The following is a 16,918-nucleotide window of genomic DNA, read 5'->3' on the forward strand; positions in this document are numbered from 1 at the left end:
CTGCTCCTCAAACGCCGGAGGGGCTGAATTCCACGAGCCTTGCTCGTCCGCCCACCTCGATCACTTTCCCCGGGCCCGGTGCCGTCAGGAGTTGGGAGCCGCGGCCCTGCGTGATGTTGAGGGCGCGGCCCAGTTCGTGCGTGAGCAGGAGCGCCGCCGCGCCCGTCGCCTCGTCCTCGTCGATTCCGTCGTCCCGGCCGGGAAAGCCCCGTGCGCGCACCCGCCCCGCGGCCTCGTCCTGCCAGGCCCAGGCGTAGACCCACTCCCCCGGCGGCGGTACGTCGAGCGCGTCGACCTCGGCGGCCGTCCCGTACTGTCGCAGCGTCCTCGGTGGCGCCCACTCCGCGCGTGCCGTGATCCACGTGAACTCACCGTCCTGACGCGCCGTCACCACCCCTGCCGACGTGACCAGTTCGGGCAGGTCGAGGAGCCACGCCGCGCCGACGCAGGGGTGGCCCGCGAAAGGCAGCCGGAGGGTGGGCGTGTAGATGTCGATGACGCCGCGTTCCGGGTCGTCGACGAAGACCGTCTCGCTGAAGCCGAACTTCCGCGCCAGCGCCTGGCGGTCCTCGCGGGCAGGGGTGCGGGCCCCGTCGCGCACGACACCGAGTTCGTTGCCGTGCCGACCGTCGGGCCCGCAGAAGACGCGTACTACGTCGAGTGGTTCAGTCACCCGGGCATTCAAGCATCAGGGTCACACCGCTTCGGAACCCCGCCGCCGTCGCGCCGCGACCACCGCGCCCGCGCCCGCCGCCAGCGCCACGCCCGCCGCGCCGAGCAGCGCGGTGGAAGGGACGGAGGAGCCGGTGGCCGCGAGGGTGCCCGTGCCGCCGCCGACCGTGCCCCCGCCGCCGACCGAGCCGGAGCCCGTCGTGCCGGTGCCTGTCGTACCGGAACCTGTCGTGCCCGCGCCGCCCGTCTCTCCGTCGCCCGCCTTCGGGAGGGTCGCGCCCGCCTTGGCGGAGAGCGCGACCGTCACCGGGTCGAGCTTCTCGCCCGGCTGGTACGGGGAGCCCGTCGTGTCGTTGGCGAACTGCTTCGCGCCCGCCGCCGTGAGGGTCGCGGGCACCTTGGCGAGGTGCACGACGTCGTTCTTGGGCTTGTACGAGACGCCGGAGAGGTCGAGCGACGCGAACTTCACGTCGTTGTTCGTGCCCTTGGGCGTGGTGACGTCGGCGAGCAGCGTGCCCTTGGCGCCGTTCGCCCGCACCTTGAGGTCGCTGAACTTCATGTCGATGCCGTGCGCCTTGTACGTGAAGCGGACGCTGCCCTTGAAGGAGGCGTCGAGCTTCTTCCCTGCGGGATCCAGTTCCGCCGTGGCGTAAGGGAACTGGAAGCCGCTGGGAATCTTCTTCGCGCCGCCCGCGACGGCCGCCCCGCCGCCGGTGTCGATGTACTTGCGGAAGGACTCCTTCAGCCCCCAGGACAGCGAGCCGTCGACGACGCCCGCCGGGGTGGCGGGCTTGGTCGGCTTGGTGCGCTCTGGGCGCTCAGGGCGCTCGGAGGGCTTCGGGTGCTGGGGCGTCTCGGCGGGCTTCGACGGTTCGGCAGGCTTGGTGGGCTCGGTCGGCTTCTCGGGCACGGGTGCGCCCGGCGTCACCGTGAGCGTGGCCGGGTCGAGCTTCTCGCCCTTCTCGTACATGCCGTTGAACGCCTTGGCGCCCTTCTCGGTGAGCGTCGTCGGTATGTCCTTGAAGACCATCGCGCCGCCTTCGCCCCCGCCGGGGCGGACCGCGCTCAGGTCGAGCTCAGCGAAGTCGATGTCGTTCTGCACGGCGCCGTTGAGGGTCACGTCGGCCCGGATCGCGCCGGTCTTCCCCTTGGTGCGGACCTTGATGTCCGCGATGCCGATGTCGAACTTGTGCAGCGTGGACGTGAAGCGGACGCTGCCCTTGAAGGCGGTGTCGGTGGCGTGGGTGCCGGTGTCGTACGTCCCCTTGCCGCCGGAGAACGTGAACACCCCGTTGCCCGCGGCCTGCGTGGCGCCGCCCTCGGCCTCGATCTTGCCGTGGGCCATGCCCACGACGTACTTGCGGAAGGACTCCTTCAGGCCCCACTGGAGCGTGCCGTCCTTCAGCTCCAGCTTCGGCGGGGCGGGCTTCTCGGCACCGTTTGCGTCGGCGGCCAGCGCGGGCAGCGTCAGGACGCTCGCGCCGAGGGCCACGGCGGTCGCGACGGCTGCCGCGAGGGTCAGGGGACGACGGGTGGCGGCCATGATCAGGCTTCTCCTAGAGAGAGGGGGAGTGGGAGTGCCGGGAGGGGCAGCTGAGGGGTCAGGAGTCGTCCGAAGGGGACGCCGACGTGTCGGTCGACGCCCGCCTCTTGCGCACGACCCCGAAGGTGACCGCCGCGGCGAGCAGCACCGCGACGCCCGCGCCGACGCCGATGGGCACGGCGTTCGACGAGGAGCCGGCGGAGTCGGCGGTCTTCTCGGTCCTCGGCCGCGCCTGCTTCTCCGCGGCGGGTTCCGGCCGTGCGGACGAGCCGAGGTCCGGCAGCGCGGGGAGCTTCGTCTCCGTGTCGAGGGCGACGGCGAGCGACACGGGGTCCATCGCGGAGCCCGCCTTGTACATGCCGCCGAAGGCCTTGGCGCCCTCGGCGGTGAGCTTCGACGGCACCTCGGCGAGGGCGACGAGGCCGTCCTCCGGCTTCAACTCCTCCTCCGTCGCCGGGAAGGTGATGAGTGGGGCGTCCTTCAGGGTCGTGCCGCGGTGGCCCTCGCTGTCGACGTCCGCCGAGAGCGTGCCCCTGCCGTCCTTGACCTCGACGGTGATCCCGGCGAGCGTCAGGTCGAGGCCGTGGGCGCCGGTGAAGCGCACGGATCCGGCGAAGTCCGCGGCGAGGGTGTGCTTCTTCTCGTCGTACGTGCCCTCGCCCTTCGGGAAGCGGAAGAGCGCGCCGCCGTCCTGGGCGCCGGCGGACAGCTTCCACTCGCCCTTGGCGATGGGCCCGGTGACGTACTCGCGGAAGGTGCGGCGCACGCCCCAGTCGACGGCGGCGTTCTCGATGCGCCCCGCTTCCGGCTCCTTCTCGGCCTTCTCCTTCTCCTCGTCCTTCGCCTTGCCGTCCGAAGGGGCCTTTGCCGGCGCGGACTTCGCGACGAGGTCCGTCGACAGGCTCACCGGGTCGAGTGCGGTGCCCGCCGGGTAGTACCCGGCGAACGCCTTGGCGCCCTGTGACGTGAGCGTCGCCGGGAGGTTGTCGAGCGCGATCGGTCCTGTGCCGCCCTTCATGCCGATGCCCGAGACGTCGAGCGCGGCGAGCGGCACCTGCGGGGTCGAGGTGACCTTGCCGGTGCCCTTCTCCTTGCTGACCATGTCGGCGTAGAGCGTGCCGGTGCCGCGGGAGACCTTCACGGTGGGGCGGCTGATCGTGAGGTCGAGCTGGTACGAGCCGTCCTTCTTGTGGCCGGTGAAGCGCACCCCGCCCGAGAACCCGGCGCTGAACGTCCCGCTGTCCGGGTCGTACGAGCCCTTGGCCGAGTGGAAGCGGAACTGGCTGCCGCCGACCGTGGCGGCGCCCCCTCGCAGGGTCGAACCGCCTTGGGCGATGGGGCCGGTGACGTAGCTCTGGAAGGAGGACTTGATGCCCCAGTCGAGCCTGCCGCCCCGGACCGTGCGGTCGTCGGCGTGCGCGACGGCCGCCGGGAACAGGGCCGCGGCCTCCCGCGACATCACCGCCACCTTCGAGCAGGCGAAGAAGCTGCCCGTGGTGACGCGTGCGCACGACGTCTCGGCGGAGAGCGTGTTCTCGCTCGAACCGACCGTCGTCCTCGCCGACTCCACCACCGGACCCGCCGAGGCCGTCGACCAGATCCGCGACGCGGGCATCCCCCTCGTCGTGTTCGACCCGGCGAAGGGTCTCGACGACGTGAGTCCGCGCATCGAGGCGGTGGCGAAGGCCCTGGGCGTCGAGAAGGCGGGCGCCGAGCTGACCGCGCGCACCGAGCGGCGGATCGACGAGGTCCGCGAGGGCATTCCCGACGGGAACCGGGCGAAGAAGCCGCGGGTCGCCTTCCTCTATCTGCGCGGCACCGCCTCCGTGTATCTCCTCGGCGGCCGTGAGTCCGGGGCGAGTTCGCTCCTGGAGGCGGCGGGCGCGGTCGACGCGGGCAAGGAGTCCGGGCTGAGGAAGGACTTCACCGCGATCACCAGCGAGGCCCTCGCCAAGGCCGCGCCGGACGCGATCCTCGTGATGACGAAGGGCCTGGACTCGGTGGGCGGCGTCGACGGGCTCCTGAAGGTGCCGGGCGTCGCAGAGACCCCCGCGGGCCTGGACCGCCGTGTCGTCTCCGTCGAGGACGGCGTCCTCCTCAACTACGGGCCACGCACCGACCAGGTCCTGAAGTCCCTGGTGAAGCAGCTGTACGCGGACGGCACCGCGTCATGAGCCTCCTGACCCGGCCCGGACCCTGGAAGACCGCCCCGGCGGCGCCCGATGCATCCCCTCGGGCCCGCCGTCGCGCCGCCCTCCCCCTGACCGTCGGCCTCGTCGCCGCCCTCGTCGTCCTGTGCCTGCTCTCGGCCGGCATCGGCGCCTACGACATCCCGCTCGGCGACGTCCTCTCCTCCGTTCGGCACCGCATGGGGCTCGGCGGGTCCGCGCTCGACCGGGTCGGCGAGAGCGTGCTGTGGAACGTGCGGCTGCCGCGCGTCGTGCTCGCCCTCCTCGTCGGCGCCTCGCTGGGCTGCGCGGGCGCGCTGATGCAAGGTGTGTTCGGCAACCCGCTCGCCGAACCCGGCGTCATCGGGATCTCGTCGGGCGCCGCCGTCGGCGCCGTCGCCTCCATCGCGCTCGGCTTCTCCTTCTTCGGCAACTGGACCGTCACCGTCTGCGCGTTCGTCGCCGGGCTCGCGACCGTCCTGCTCGTGTACGCCATGTCGCGCGAGGGCGGCCGCACGGAAGTCGTCACACTGATCCTCACCGGCATCGCCGTGAACGCCTTCGCGGGCGCCCTCATCGGCCTGTGCGTCTTCTTCGCGGACAACGCGCAGATCAGCCAGATCACGTTCTGGCAGCTCGGCTCGCTGGCGCAGGCGACGTGGCCGAAGGTCCTCGCCGTGCTGCCGTGTGCGCTGCTCGGTCTCGCCGTCGCGCCGCTGTACTCCCGGAAGCTGGACCTCCTCGCGCTCGGCGAACGGCCCGCCAGGCACCTGGGCGTGGACGTGGAGCGGCTGCGGCTCGTCCTCGTCCTCGTGGTGGCGCTGCTGACCGCGGCGGCCGTGTCCGTCGCCGGGATCATCACCTTCGTCGGCCTCCTCGTCCCTCATCTGCTGAGGATGGCCGCGGGCCCCGGGCACCGCTTCCTCGTGCCCGGGAGCGCGCTCGGCGGTGCGCTGGTCCTCGTCGCGGCCGATCTGGCCGCGCGCACGGTGGCCGCGCCCGCCGAGCTGCCGCTCGGGGTGCTGACCGCGCTCTTCGGCAGCCCGTTCTTCTTCTGGCTGCTGCGCAGGACCCGTCGCAGGCAAGGGGGTTGGGCATGAACGGGCAGGTGGGCATGGTCGGGCAGGTGGGCATGATCGGGCAACTGGGCAGGAGGCTCTTCGCGGGCCGTGACCGGGAGCTGCCCGCGCGGGCCGCCCCGGGTGACGTCCTCGCCGAGGCCGAGGGGCTGAGGGTGCGGCTCGGCGGGCGCGAGGTGCTGGGCGGGGAGCCGGCCGGGGCTCGCGGCGGGGTGTCGCTCGCCGTCCGGGCGGGCGAGGTGCTCGCCCTCGTCGGGCCCAACGGTGCGGGAAAGTCGACCCTGTTGGCCGCGCTCGCCGCCGACCTGCCGCCCGCCGCAGGGGTCGTACGCGTCTGTGGCAGGCCCGCTGACGACTGGCCCGCCCCCGACCTCGCGCTGCGCAGGGCCGTGCTGCCGCAGTCCGCCGCGCTGTCCTTCCCCTTTCCCGTCGAGGACGTCGTCCGCATGGGCCGCGCGCCCTGGGCCGGGACCCGCGCCGCGGACGACGACGACCGGATCGTGCGCGAGGCGATGGCGGCGACCGAGGTGACGGAGTTCGCCGCGCGCCCCTTCTCCGCGCTCAGCGGCGGCGAGCGGGCGCGGGTCGCGCTGGCCCGCGTCCTCGCCCAGCGCGCCCCGCTGCTGCTACTCGACGAGCCGACCGCCGCCCTCGACCTGCGCCATCAGGAGCTGGTCCTGCGGATCTGCCGGGACCGGGCGGCGGCCGGCGACGCGGTCGTCGTGGTCCTGCACGACCTGGGGCTCGCGGCGGCGTACGCGGACCGGGTCGCGGTGCTGCGGGGCGGGACCGTCGCGGCGGAGGGCGCCCCCGGCGACGTATTCGGGGAAGCACTGCTCTCCGAGGTGTACCGGCAGCCCGTCGAGGTCTTCCCGCACCCGCGCACCGGCGCCCCCGTGGTGGCGCCGCTGCGGGGGCCGCACACCTCCGCTTGACCGTTGCTTTGCCTGGTCATGGGCCATCCATCAGGCAGCTGTGATCGAGCCGTGAGCGGTCGTGGAACGTGAGAGCTGAATCACGGAACGCGCGGGTATTACCGAGGTAAGGCTCAGTTAAGTTAGGTCCGCCTCGCCCGCCTGTGGCGGGGCCGGCGCCCGCCGTGAACCGTCTTGGAGCCACCTATGCGACCCGTGCGACCCGCCCGTGTCCCCGTCGTCACCGCCGTCGTCGCCGCGGCCGCCCTGACCGCCGTCACCGGCTGCACGGAGAAGAGCGACGCCAAGGGCGGCGGGGCGAACAGCGTCAGCGTGACCGCGTCCGACGACAAGTGCGAGGTCTCCAAGAAGGAGCTCTCCGCCGGACACGTCGAGCTGGCCATCGAGAACAAGGGCTCCAAGGTCACCGAGGTCTACCTCCTCTTCCCCGACGACCGCATCGTCAGCGAGCGCGAGAACATCGGCCCCGGCACCAAGCAGAAGCTCACCGCCGAGGTGAAGGCGGGCTCGTACGAGATCGCCTGCAAGCCGGGCATGAAGGGCGACGGCATCCGCCAGAAGGTCACCGTCACCGGCGGCGGCAAGACCGCGAAGCGCGACCCGCGCCTGGACAAGGCCGTCGCCGAGTACCGCGCCTACGCGCAGGCACAGGCCGACCAGACGCTGCCCGCGACGAAGACCTTCACGGACGCCGTGCGCAAGGGCGACCTGGACGCGGCGAAGAAGGCGTACGCCACCTCCCGCATCGGCTGGGAGCGCACCGAGCCCGTCGCCGAGTCCTTCGGCGACATCGACCCGAAGGTCGACGTGCGCGAGGACGGGCTCGAAGAGGGCCAGGACCTGGAGAAGGACTGGACGGGCTGGCACCGTCTGGAGCGCGCGCTGTGGAAGGACAAGAAGATCGGCAAGCGCGAGAAGGCGCTCGCCACGCAGCTCGACAAGGACCTCCTGGACTGGCAGAAGCGGGTCGGCAAGGCCGTCATCACGCCGACCTCGATGGCCAACGGCGCCAAGGAGCTCCTCGACGAGGTCGCCACCGGCAAGGTCACCGGCGAGGAGGAGCGCTACTCGCACACCGACCTCGTCGACTTCAAGGCCAACGTCGAGGGCGCCCAGAAGTCGTACGAGCTCCTGAAGCCGGTCGCCGCCGAGAACGACCCGGCCCTCACCAAAGAGCTCGACAAGCAGTTCGCGGCTCTGGACAAGCTCCTGGAGAAGCACCGCGAGGGCGGCGCGGGGTCCTACGCGTTCACCTCGTACGACAAGGTCGGCAAGGCGGACCGCAAGGAGCTGCACGACGGCGTCAACGCGCTGGCCGAGCCGCTGTCCAAGCTCGCCGCCGCCGTCGCCAAGTCCAAGTAGCGGCAAGGGGGAACCGATGGCTGAGTCCACCACCACGAGGCGTTCCGTGCTCGGCTGGGGCGGCGCCGGGCTGGCGCTCGGCGCGGCCGCGGCGGGCGGCGCCGTGGCGATGGCCCGCTCCGGCGACGACGTGGCGCCCGCCGCCGAGCCGGGGGCGGCCGTCGCCTTCCACGGCGCGCACCAGGCCGGCATCGCCACCGCCGTCCAGGACCGGCTGCACTTCGCGGCGTTCGACGTGAAGACGGCGGACCGGGAGGAGTTCGTGCAGCTCCTCAAGGACTGGACGCGGGCGGCGGCGCGGATGACCGCGGGCCACGCGGTCGGCGAGGGCGCGTACGGCGGGCTCGCCGAGGCGCCGCCGGACGACACCGGCGAGGCGCTCGGCCTCAGGCCGTCCCGGCTCACCCTGACGATCGGCTTCGGCCCGTCCCTGTTCGACAAGTTCGGGCTCGCCGACCGCCGCCCCGAGGCACTCGTCGACCTGCCGAAATTCCCCGGCGACAACCTCGACAAGGGCCGCAGCGGCGGCGACCTGTGCGTGCAGGCCTGCGCGGACGACCCGCAGGTCGCGGTGCACGCGATCCGCAACCTCGCCCGCATCGGCTTCGGCAAGGTGGCGGTGCGCTGGTCCCAGCTGGGCTTCGGCAAGACGTCGTCGACGACGCCGGACGCGCAGACGCCGCGCAACATGATGGGCTTCAAGGACGGCACGCGGAACATCTCCGGCACCGACGCCGCCGCGCTCGACCGGCACGTGTGGGTCGGCCCGAAGGACGGCACGGACTGGATGACGGGCGGCTCCTACCTGGTCGCCCGCCGCATCCGCATGAACATCGAGACGTGGGACCGGACCTCGCTGCAGGAGCAGGAGGACGTCTTCGGCCGCGACAAGGGCGAGGGCGCGCCGGTCGGCAGGGCCAAGGAGCGGGACGAGCCGTTCCTCAAGGCGATGAAGCCGGACGCGCACGTCCGCCTCGCCCACCCCGACACCAATGGCGGGGCGACGATCCTGCGCCGCGGCTACTCCTTCACGGACGGCACCGACGGCCTCGGCCGCCTGGACGCGGGCCTGTTCTTCCTCGCGTACCAGCGGGACGTCCGCAAGGGCTTCATCCCGGTGCAGCGCAGCCTGTCGCGCTCCGACGCGCTCAACGAGTACATCCAGCACGTGGGTTCCGCGGTCTTCGCGGTCCCGCCGGGCGTCCGCGACAAGGACGACTGGTGGGGCAGGGGCCTGTTCACCGGAAAGGCGTGAGCCGATGTTCGGCAACTATCTGATCGGCCTGCGCGAGGGCCTCGAAGCCAGTCTGGTCGTCTGCATCCTCATCGCCTACCTGGTGAAGACCGGGCGGCGGGACGCGCTCGTCCCCATCTGGGCGGGCATCGGCGTCGCGGTGGCGCTCGCGCTCGGCTTCGGCTGCGCGCTCACCTTCGGCTCGCAGGAGCTGACGTTCGAGGCGCAGGAGGCGCTCGGCGGCTCGCTGTCGATCGTCGCGGTGGGCCTGGTGACGTGGATGGTCTTCTGGATGCGGCGCACGGCACGGCACTTGAAGGCCGAGCTGCACGGCAAGCTGGACGCGGCCCTGCAGATGGGCACGGCCGCGCTGGTGGCGACGGCGTTCCTCGCGGTGGGCCGGGAGGGCCTGGAGACGGCGCTGTTCGTGTGGGCGTCGGTGCGCGCGTCGAGCGACGGTTCGCACGCCCCGCTGATCGGCGTGATCCTCGGGCTGCTCTCCGCGGTCGCGCTCGGCTGGCTGTTCTACCGGGGCGCGGTCCGCATCAACCTCGCGAAGTTCTTCACCTGGACCGGCGCGATGCTGGTCGTCGTGGCCGCGGGCGTCCTCGCGTACGGCGTGCACGATCTGCAGGAGGCCCGGTTCCTCGGCGGTCTGAGCGACAAGGCGTTCGACATCAGCGCGACGATCCCGCCGGACAGCTGGTACGGCACGCTCCTCAAGGGCGTCTTCAACTTCCAGCCCGACCCGACGGTGCTGCAGGTCGTGGTGTGGCTGCTGTACCTCGTCCCGACGCTGGCGTTCTTCTTCGCGCCGACGCGTTCCACTCCGCGGAAGGCCACGCCGGAGAGGGCAACAGTTCCGGAACAGGGTTGATCGGAACTCGTCAAGTCGCCAAGGGTTGTGCCTATGATCGGCGCGTTCATCAACCGATCAACGTACGGGGAAGCTCCATGCGTAACTCCCGGTTCGGGAAGAGCCTTGCCACGCTGACCGCGGTCACCGCGGTGGCGCTCGGCGCCTCGCTGATCACCGCTCCGACCGCCTCGGCGGTCGGCGGCAGCGCCTGCACCAAGAACGTCAAGAACCACAAGATGATGGTCATCAACGTGGGCGCCACCGCCCGCTCGGGCCCCGGCAACGGCTACAGCAAGGTCAAGCGCCTCGAGTGGTTCGACCAGGTCTACGTCCGCTGTTACACGGTGAAGCGCGGCACCCAGTGGTACTACGGCGACCTGCCCCGCACCAGCAAGCGCGGCTGGGTCGACGCGATGCTCCTCCAGGAGATCTGACCCGCACCACGCACCCCTTCCCGGGCCCGATAAGGTTCGGGCCCGGGAAGGGGCAGGTGAAGGAATTCCGATGAGCAACGTTCGCAGGGCCCGACGTCTGCGCGGGCCCGTCATGGCGTCGGCGGCGGTGACGGCACTCGCGCTCGCGGCGAGCGGATGCGTGACCGTCCACGGTGAGCGGGAGATCGTTCCCACGGCCACCAAACCGGAGGCGGAGCGCGCCCTCAAGGACTTCCTCAAGGCGTACAACGCGGCGGACAAGGCGTACGACCCGGCCCTCGACGCCCCCCGCATCACGGGGCCCCTCGGCGCCATCAACCAGGGCGGCCTGAAGTCGCGGCGCGTGCAGCACCCGGACGGCAACGCGGGGCACGTACCGCTCGAACTCTCCGACGTCACGTACTCGATCCCCAAGAAGGCCGGCTGGCCGCGCTGGTTCATGGCCGACACGAAGGCCAACCGCCGCTCGGACCTGCGCTGGCTGTGGGTGTTCACGAAGAGCGGCCCCGACCAGCTGTGGCGGGCCACCTATCTCAACCTCGTCTCGCCGCAGAAGATGCCGGAGCTGAAGAAGGACGAGGACGGCTGGGCCGTGCCGGTGGCGCCGACCGCGAAGGACCTCGCGATGGCCCCCATGGACCTCGGCGAGGAATACACGACGTACCTGAAGTCGGGCGGCGACGGCTTCGCGCCGGGCGATCACACGACGCGCTGGAAGGCGTTCCGCGAGCGCAACAGCAAGCGGGCCGGTCTCGCCGTGCAGTACGTCGACGAGCCCCGGAACGAGGGCGCGTTCGCGCCGCTGGGCCTGCGCACCGCGGACGGCGGCGCGCTGATGTTCTTCTCCACGCACCACTACGAGAAGCAGACCGCGTTCAAGGGCCTGAGCCCGAAGGTCGACGCGGACGCGAAGGCGCTGCTCAAGGGCACGGTGCGACAGAGCCTGATGCTGGAGCGGGTCTCCAACCAGGTGGTCGTCGACCCGAAGGGCGGCGGCAAGGTGGCGTTCCTGGGGCGCATCCAGGGCCTTACGGGCGCGAAGGGCGACTAGTCCCCTCGCCGGCCCTCAGCCCCTCGCCGGCCCTCAGCCCCGCAACGGCCAGGCCGCGATGTCCTCTTGGGGCTCTCCCGCGACCCTGGCGCACTCGTCGGTGAGCGTCGCGAGGAGCGTCAGTGGGTCGGGCAGCGGGTGCTCGGGGCCGCGCAGCCAGCGCACCTCCAGGTCACCGGGGAGCCGGGCGGGCGGCACCAGGACGTAGGAACCCCGGCAGTGCCAGCGCAGGCCCGGGTGCTCGTCCATCGTCTCGGGGTGGCAGTCCAGCTCGCAGGGCCACCACTCGTCCTCGTCCTCGGGGGTGCCGCGGGTCGCGGTGAAGAAGAGGAGCCTGCCGTGTCCGTTGCTGCCGCCCGACTCGGCGACGGGGCCGACGTCGATGCCGGCCGCGAGGAGCCGCTCCAGGGCTTCGAGGCCCGCGTCCAGCGGTACGTCGAGGACGTCGTGGACCATGCCGGTCGCGGTGATGAAGTTGGCCTGGGGCTGGTGGCGCGCCCACCGCTCGATCTGGCCGCGGTCGGTCGTGGACTGCGTCTGCCAGGCGAAGGAGACGGGGTGCCGGGCCGGGGTGGGGCAGCCGATGCGGTCGCAGGAACATCGGTACCCCGACGGATACGCGGCGGGCGCGAGGGGCAGCCCGGCCCCCGCGGCGGCGAGGAGCAGGTCCTCGCGGGCCCGGTCATCCGCCGACGTGTCCTTCGGACGCCGGCGGAGCCACTGGGAAATCCTGCTCCGCCCGCCGGACCGGCTGCCGAACTCCGCGCCCATCTAGCCCCTCACCTCGCCGTTGTGCCGAAAGCATGACCCCATGGTCGCACCATCCTGCGCCTACGGGGGCCGGAGCTCACATCCGGGGTCCGCGGGGGTGATGCCAGCCTGTGGGTGACATAGCGGTCTATTTCAGTGCAAGGAGTGATGTACCGGCCTACCGTGGGCGCCATGGTCATTAGGACTGTGCTGACGGGCCTCACGGCGCTCACCCTCACGGCACCGAACGGCTTCCTCGCCCCGATCGAGTGGGGCGGCGGACCCCTGACCGTGGAGGCGCTCCCCCGCGTCGTCTACACGGCGCACCGCGGCGGAGCCCTGGAGGTACCGGAGAACAGCATGTCGGGCCTCCTGGCGGCCTTCGAACGCGGCACGGCACAGGTCATCGACTTCGATACGCGGATACTGCGCGACGGCACGCTGGTGGTCATGCACGACGACACCGTGGACCGCACCACGTACACCTCGGGTTCGGTCCGCCGCATGGACCGGTGGGACTGGCTGGGCGTCCGGCTGCGGCCGGGGACGGAGCTGCCGGGCAGCTGGCGGCCCGAGCGGCCGCCGACGGTCGCGGAGGTCCTCGACCGGTTCGGCGGGAAGATCATGCTGATGCTGGAGGCCAAGGATCCCAAGAGCCTCGATCCGCTGGCCCGGCTGATCCGCTCGCGCAGGCTGACCCGCTCGGTGTTCGTGAACACCAACGACCCGGCGGTCGCCCGGCGCGCCCACCGGCTCGGGCTGCTCGCCCAGCTGTGGCGTTCCCGGCGGCAGATGCTCACCGACCGCCCGGAGGGGTGGGCGGCGTTCGTGGACGTCCTGGACGTGGACCACAAGGCGCGCGACGGCGATCTGCTGCGCGCGGTCAACTCGGGCATCCCCCGGGTGTGGGCGCACACGGTGACCAGGCCGAGGCAGCGGGACCGGGTGCTGTGGCTCGGCTGCAACGGCGTGATCACGGACGCCCCCGGTCTGCTCTCGCGCACGCCGGTCAAGAAGTACAAGCCGGTGAAGGTGGGCGGGCCCGCCAGGCGCTGAGTCAGGACGTCGCGGGGCGCGGGGCGATGCCGTAGAGGGCGTACTCCACGAGCTTGTCGGCGTAGTCGTGGGTGAGGGGGCCCGAGCGCATCAGCCAGCGCTGGGCGAGCGGGCTCGACCACAGTTCCAGGGCGATGCGCGGGTCGATGCCGGGGGCGACCTGGCCTGCCTCGCGGGCCTGCTCGACGCGGGTCACGTAGAGCTGGAGCTGCGGCTCCAGGAGCTTCTCGACGAATTCGGCGCCCAGCTCGGGGTTGAGCAGTCCCTCGGCGGCCAGCGCGCGGTAGGGGGCGTCGTACTTGGCGTCGTTGAACTCGTCGACGGTGGCCCGCAGCACGTACTTGAGGTCGGCCTCCAGGTCGCCCGTGTTCGGGATCTCCGTCTGGACGTCGGTCCGGCCCGCGCCCTCGCTCGCGGCGCGGGCGGCCTGTTCGCCGAGGTCGAGGAAGGCGTCGAGCAGGACGGCGCCCTTGGACGTCCACCAGCGGTAGATCGTCTGCTTGCCGACGCCGGCGCGGGCGGCGATGGCCTCGATCGTGAGCTTCGCGTAGCCGACCTCGGTGACGAGGGCGAGGGCGGCGTCGTAGATCGCGCGGCGCGAGCGTTCGCTGCGGCGCGTGGAGTCGGGAGCTGTCTTCTGGGCCATGCCTCGAATGTAGCAGCGGGCGAACCGAGACGTCCCGTCTTGACAAGACGTGTCGTCTCGCCGGGTGCCCGCGTCCGGCATGGCACGGATGGTGCGGTGACCATTTCGGCAACCACCCGTTCGGTGCACAGCGCGAAGGCTCCTCACACCGCACTATGGGCATCAACTGCCCCACCAAGGGCAGCACATGACCCTGCGGTACGTGAGGAGCCTTCTTTGTCCCGTAATCCTCGCTCTCCTCGGCGCGCCACACCCCGGCGCTATCTGATGTGCCCACCGGCACACTTCAAGGTCACCTACTCCATCAACCCCTGGATGGACCCCGCCAAACCGGTCGACGTCCCCCTCGCCATCGCCCAGTGGGAGGACCTGCGCGACCGCTACCGCTCGCTCGGCCACACCGTCGAGGAGCTCACCCCCCGGCCCGGCCTGCCGGACATGGTCTACGCGGCGAACGGCGCGACCGTCGTCGGGGGCCGCGTGCTCGGCGCCCGCTTCGCCTACGCCGAGCGCGAGCAGGAGGCCGCGGCCCACCTGGAGTGGTTCCGCGCCCACGGCTTCACCGAGATCCACGAACCCGTCCACATCAACGAGGGCGAGGGCGACTTCGCCGTCACCGCCTCCTACGTCCTGGCAGGACGCGGCTTCCGGGCCAGCCCGCTCTCCCACGGCGAGGCACAGGAGTGCTTCGGCCGCCCGGTCATCGGCCTCGACCTCGTCGACCCCCGCTACTACCACCTGGACACGGCGCTCGCCGTCCTGGACGACGCGGCGGACGAGGTCATGTACTACCCGCCGGCCTTCTCGCCCGGCAGCCGCGCGGTCCTGCGGCGGCTCTTCCCCGACGCGCTGATCGCCGAGGAGCCCGACGCCGTGGCGCTCGGGCTCAACGCCGTGTCCGACGGGCTCCACGTGCTGCTCCCGCAGGCCGCGGCGGGCCTCTTCCAGCCGCTGCGCGAGCGCGGCTACGAACCCGTCCCGATGGATCTGAGCGAACTGCTCAAGGGCGGCGGCAGCGTGAAGTGCTGCACGCAGGAGCTGCGGAGCTAGCCGGCCGCCCGTCAGCCCTTTCGCAGTTCGGCCGGGCAGAGCCGGCGCGGCTCGTCGTCGCCCTTCAGGCGGGCGTCGACGCAGCCGCCCGGCAGCCCGCCGTGCGCCTTTGTGCCGAAGTTGGCCGTGACGGTCAGCGTGCCCCCGCCGAACACCGTGCGCTGGACCGAATTCCCGGCGGTATCGGCGGTCAGGCGCTCGTACGAGGTGAGGGGCTCGATGCCCGCGGCCTCGTGCAGCGGCGCGAAGTACTTCTGGAGCGCGGCGAGTTCGGCGCCGTGCTTCTTCAGGGACGGGCCGTCGAGGACGTAGTTGAGGGGGGTGTTGTAGAGCATCGCGGTCAGCGCGCGGTCGGTCTTCTGGTCCGGCAGCTTCTCGTACGAGAGCTCCCAGCGCTCGGCGTTGACGAGCGAGCCGTGCAGCGCGGTCTCGTAGAGCGGCACGCGGTAGCGCGGGTCGTACATCGCCTTGGCGAGTTCGGCGGGCAATGCGACCGGCTTGAAGAAGACGCCGGGAGCGGTCTCCGGGTAGTAGCCGCCCCACTTCTCGCGGTCCTTCTGCAGCTTCCACAGGCCGTCGGCGACCGGGGTGCCCGCGCCGTGGTCGAAGGCGAGGGCCTGGTTCGCCCAGGCTCCGGCGGTCTCCGAGCCGAGGACGAGGCCGCCCTTCCCGTGCTCCGCGATGCGCTTCATCCGCGCGAGGCGGTTCGTGCGGTCCTTCGCCTTGGTCATGCGGTGACCCTCGGCGTGGTCGCGGAAGAGTTCGCCGGTGGCGTCCACGTCGAGGAAGTAGCTGTCGGCGCCGTTGGCGACCATGGAGCGGGTGCGGTCAGCGAGGTGGTGCTCGCGCGGCTCGGACTGCTCGAAGGCCTGGGAGCTGAGGTAGCAGCCGCGGCCGCCGAACCCGGTCTCGGGCTTGCCCTCGGCGTCCCGCACGCAGTAGTCGGGGTAGACGGTGCCCGGCCAGGCGGAGGTGGGGCTGTCGGCGCTCTTCGGGTCCTGGCCGTTGGCGAACGAGTCGTAGGGGCCGACGAGGTAGCCGGCCTTCTCGGCGGCGCTCACCGCGGCCTTGTCCATGGGGTCCGGTCCCGCGTCGTAGCCGAGCCACATCCGGTCGACGCCGAGCCTGCGCAACTGCCGCACGCCCTCCGCCTTGCGGGCGGTGCCCCAGGTGTAGGCGTGGAAGGCGCCGAGGAGTCTCTCCGTGGCGGGGTTCTTCGCGATCTTCCGCTTCAGGCTGCCGAGTCGGCCGCGCTCGGCGAGCCAGGAGCGGTAGTCGGCGGCGGGCGCCACGGGGTTGCCGTCGGTCAGGGCGAACGTGACGGTGTAGTCGCGGGTGCCCTCGCCGCGGTCGAAGGTGTGCCGCGCGGTGGTGCGCAGCCTTCCCTTGTCGGCGGTGAAGCCGAGGTCGGTGCCGATGTCGGTGGGGGTGAGGTAGCTGACTCCGGTGCGCTTCCCGGTGTGCTTGCCGAGGGTGTAGCCCCACAGGGGCAGGGTGAGCCCTTCGCTCATGTCGACGGTGCTGCCCGCGAGTTGCCCCTTCCCCTTCGTCCAGAAGGCGTCCTTGACGGGTATGTCCAGGCCTTCTCCGCGGGGCAGTTGGAGCGAGGTGGCGGTGGCGTCGGTGCCGGTGACGGGCCAGCTGACGTCGGTGTCGCGGTGCGCCTTCATGCTGAGGGAGAGGCGGCCGTGGTCGGTGCGCGCGGTGACGTCGATGCCGCGCCCGGGGTAGCTCCAGCGGGCCCGGCCCTCGCCGGTACGGGTCACGGGGCCCGGCTTGCCGAGGTCGGTGCCGGCGGCGTCGGAGAGGGTGAGGGCACGTCCTGAGCCGGTGCGGGCGCGGACGGCGAGCGTGGCGGTGTCGACGACCGCGGTGCCGCCGTCGAGGGAGAGTTCGACGTCGCGGCCGTGCGGCTCCTCCGCGCCCGCGGTGAAGGCGTAGGTCGTGGCGCCCGCAGCGGCGACAGCGAGGGCGATGGACAGGGCGAGGAAACGGGTCTCCGACCGCCTGCGGGCGTGGCCGGGAGAACTGCTCTTGTTGGGCATGGAGTAGTGGATAGTCGCCGCCTCTAAGAACCTC

Annotated in this window: 16 protein-coding genes; 10 read left to right on the forward strand and 6 right to left on the reverse strand. The window is 71.8% G+C overall.

What is annotated here, in order from left to right:
- Window positions 1-7: 7 nt before the first annotated feature.
- From DEJ49_RS09980 to DEJ49_RS09990, 3 genes are read right to left on the reverse strand one after another with little or no spacing between them, the layout of a single operon-like run.
- Entirely contained in the window at window positions 8-673 is a 666-nt protein-coding gene (locus DEJ49_RS09980; protein ID WP_150183803.1) for a PhzF family phenazine biosynthesis protein, read from the reverse strand.
- A 21-nt stretch (window positions 674-694) separates the two neighbouring features.
- Window positions 695-2,215, reverse strand: coding sequence for an HtaA domain-containing protein (locus tag DEJ49_RS09985; RefSeq protein WP_150183804.1), 1,521 nt, complete (start codon window positions 2,213-2,215; stop codon window positions 695-697).
- A gap of 58 nt (window positions 2,216-2,273) precedes the next feature.
- Window positions 2,274-3,674: an HtaA domain-containing protein gene (locus tag DEJ49_RS09990; protein WP_150183805.1), complete on the reverse strand. Its 1,401-nt coding sequence runs from the start codon at window positions 3,672-3,674 to the stop codon at window positions 2,274-2,276.
- On the opposite strand from DEJ49_RS09990, the gene DEJ49_RS09995 reads away from it, so the two are divergent.
- The 8 genes from DEJ49_RS09995 (at window position 3,586) to DEJ49_RS10030 (ending at window position 11,337) form a co-directional block, all read left to right on the forward strand.
- Window positions 3,586-4,389: a hemin ABC transporter substrate-binding protein gene (locus tag DEJ49_RS09995; RefSeq protein ID WP_317850446.1), complete on the forward strand. Its 804-nt coding sequence runs from the start codon at window positions 3,586-3,588 to the stop codon at window positions 4,387-4,389. The genes DEJ49_RS09990 and DEJ49_RS09995 overlap by 89 nt on opposite strands.
- Window positions 4,386-5,483 carry a FecCD family ABC transporter permease gene (locus DEJ49_RS10000; RefSeq protein ID WP_150183806.1) on the forward strand — a complete coding sequence of 366 codons (1,098 nt, stop codon included), beginning with the start codon at window positions 4,386-4,388 and terminating at the stop codon, window positions 5,481-5,483. Before DEJ49_RS09995 ends, DEJ49_RS10000 begins: the two co-directional genes overlap by 4 nt.
- A 32-nt stretch (window positions 5,484-5,515) precedes the next feature.
- The gene (locus DEJ49_RS10005; protein ID WP_150188137.1) at window positions 5,516-6,397 is read left to right on the forward strand and encodes a heme ABC transporter ATP-binding protein; all 882 of its coding nucleotides are present in this window, start codon (window positions 5,516-5,518) and stop codon (window positions 6,395-6,397) included.
- A gap of 195 nt (window positions 6,398-6,592) precedes the next feature.
- Window positions 6,593-7,759, forward strand: coding sequence for an iron uptake system protein EfeO (gene efeO, locus DEJ49_RS10010; protein ID WP_150188138.1), 1,167 nt, complete (start codon window positions 6,593-6,595; stop codon window positions 7,757-7,759).
- A 16-nt stretch (window positions 7,760-7,775) separates the two neighbouring features.
- Window positions 7,776-9,014, forward strand: a complete 1,239-nt coding sequence (gene efeB / locus DEJ49_RS10015) for an iron uptake transporter deferrochelatase/peroxidase subunit (protein WP_150183807.1) — start codon at window positions 7,776-7,778, stop codon at window positions 9,012-9,014.
- A 4-nt stretch (window positions 9,015-9,018) separates the two neighbouring features.
- Entirely contained in the window at window positions 9,019-9,870 is an 852-nt protein-coding gene (gene efeU / locus DEJ49_RS10020) for an iron uptake transporter permease EfeU (protein WP_150183808.1), read from the forward strand.
- A 77-nt stretch (window positions 9,871-9,947) separates the two neighbouring features.
- Entirely contained in the window at window positions 9,948-10,286 is a 339-nt protein-coding gene (locus tag DEJ49_RS10025; RefSeq protein WP_150183809.1) for an SH3 domain-containing protein, read from the forward strand.
- A 70-nt stretch (window positions 10,287-10,356) separates the two neighbouring features.
- Complete coding sequence (locus DEJ49_RS10030) at window positions 10,357-11,337, forward strand: hypothetical protein (protein WP_150183810.1); 981 nt, start codon at window positions 10,357-10,359, stop codon at window positions 11,335-11,337.
- 33 nt (window positions 11,338-11,370) lie between these two features.
- Here DEJ49_RS10030 and DEJ49_RS10035 read toward each other — a convergent pair whose 3' ends face one another.
- Complete coding sequence (locus DEJ49_RS10035; RefSeq protein WP_150183811.1) at window positions 11,371-12,108, reverse strand: bifunctional DNA primase/polymerase; 738 nt, start codon at window positions 12,106-12,108, stop codon at window positions 11,371-11,373.
- A 171-nt stretch (window positions 12,109-12,279) separates the two neighbouring features.
- Here DEJ49_RS10035 and DEJ49_RS10040 point away from each other — a divergent pair, with 171 nt between their 5' ends.
- Window positions 12,280-13,143 (forward strand): glycerophosphodiester phosphodiesterase, encoded by an 864-nt coding sequence (locus DEJ49_RS10040; protein ID WP_150183812.1) that lies wholly within the window; start codon window positions 12,280-12,282, stop codon window positions 13,141-13,143.
- A 1-nt stretch (window position 13,144) separates the two neighbouring features.
- Here the strand turns inward: DEJ49_RS10040 and DEJ49_RS10045 are convergent, their stop codons facing one another.
- On the reverse strand, window positions 13,145-13,789 hold the full coding sequence (locus tag DEJ49_RS10045) for a TetR/AcrR family transcriptional regulator (protein ID WP_150183813.1): 645 nt from the start codon (window positions 13,787-13,789) through the stop codon (window positions 13,145-13,147).
- 216 nt (window positions 13,790-14,005) lie between these two features.
- On the opposite strand from DEJ49_RS10045, the gene ddaH reads away from it, so the two are divergent.
- The gene (gene ddaH, locus DEJ49_RS10050) at window positions 14,006-14,839 is read left to right on the forward strand and encodes a dimethylargininase (protein ID WP_409236023.1); all 834 of its coding nucleotides are present in this window, start codon (window positions 14,006-14,008) and stop codon (window positions 14,837-14,839) included.
- A gap of 11 nt (window positions 14,840-14,850) precedes the next feature.
- Here ddaH and DEJ49_RS10055 read toward each other — a convergent pair whose 3' ends face one another.
- A complete protein-coding gene (locus tag DEJ49_RS10055; RefSeq protein ID WP_150183814.1) occupies window positions 14,851-16,884 on the reverse strand; it encodes a glycoside hydrolase in 2,034 nt (677 codons plus the stop codon).
- Window positions 16,885-16,918: the final 34 nt, after the last annotated feature.

Source organism: Streptomyces venezuelae (assembly GCF_008642335.1).
GTDB classification, from domain to species: domain Bacteria; phylum Actinomycetota; class Actinomycetes; order Streptomycetales; family Streptomycetaceae; genus Streptomyces; species Streptomyces venezuelae_F.

Coding starts and splice junctions, on each gene's coding strand:
- DEJ49_RS09990 (WP_150183805.1), bottom strand. CDS start 3,674: ATGTCGCGGGAGGCCGCGGCCCTGTTCCCGGCGGCCGTCGCGCACGCC.
- efeB (WP_150183807.1), top strand. CDS start 7,776: ATGGCTGAGTCCACCACCACGAGGCGTTCCGTGCTCGGCTGGGGCGGC.
- DEJ49_RS10000 (WP_150183806.1), top strand. CDS start 4,386: ATGAGCCTCCTGACCCGGCCCGGACCCTGGAAGACCGCCCCGGCGGCG.
- DEJ49_RS10025 (WP_150183809.1), top strand. CDS start 9,948: ATGCGTAACTCCCGGTTCGGGAAGAGCCTTGCCACGCTGACCGCGGTC.
- efeU (WP_150183808.1), top strand. CDS start 9,019: ATGTTCGGCAACTATCTGATCGGCCTGCGCGAGGGCCTCGAAGCCAGT.
- DEJ49_RS10045 (WP_150183813.1), bottom strand. CDS start 13,789: ATGGCCCAGAAGACAGCTCCCGACTCCACGCGCCGCAGCGAACGCTCG.
- DEJ49_RS10030 (WP_150183810.1), top strand. CDS start 10,357: ATGAGCAACGTTCGCAGGGCCCGACGTCTGCGCGGGCCCGTCATGGCG.
- DEJ49_RS10005 (WP_150188137.1), top strand. CDS start 5,516: ATGATCGGGCAACTGGGCAGGAGGCTCTTCGCGGGCCGTGACCGGGAG.
- DEJ49_RS10040 (WP_150183812.1), top strand. CDS start 12,280: ATGGTCATTAGGACTGTGCTGACGGGCCTCACGGCGCTCACCCTCACG.
- DEJ49_RS10055 (WP_150183814.1), bottom strand. CDS start 16,884: ATGCCCAACAAGAGCAGTTCTCCCGGCCACGCCCGCAGGCGGTCGGAG.
- DEJ49_RS10035 (WP_150183811.1), bottom strand. CDS start 12,108: ATGGGCGCGGAGTTCGGCAGCCGGTCCGGCGGGCGGAGCAGGATTTCC.
- DEJ49_RS09985 (WP_150183804.1), bottom strand. CDS start 2,215: ATGGCCGCCACCCGTCGTCCCCTGACCCTCGCGGCAGCCGTCGCGACC.
- DEJ49_RS09995 (WP_317850446.1), top strand. CDS start 3,586: ATGCCCCAGTCGAGCCTGCCGCCCCGGACCGTGCGGTCGTCGGCGTGC.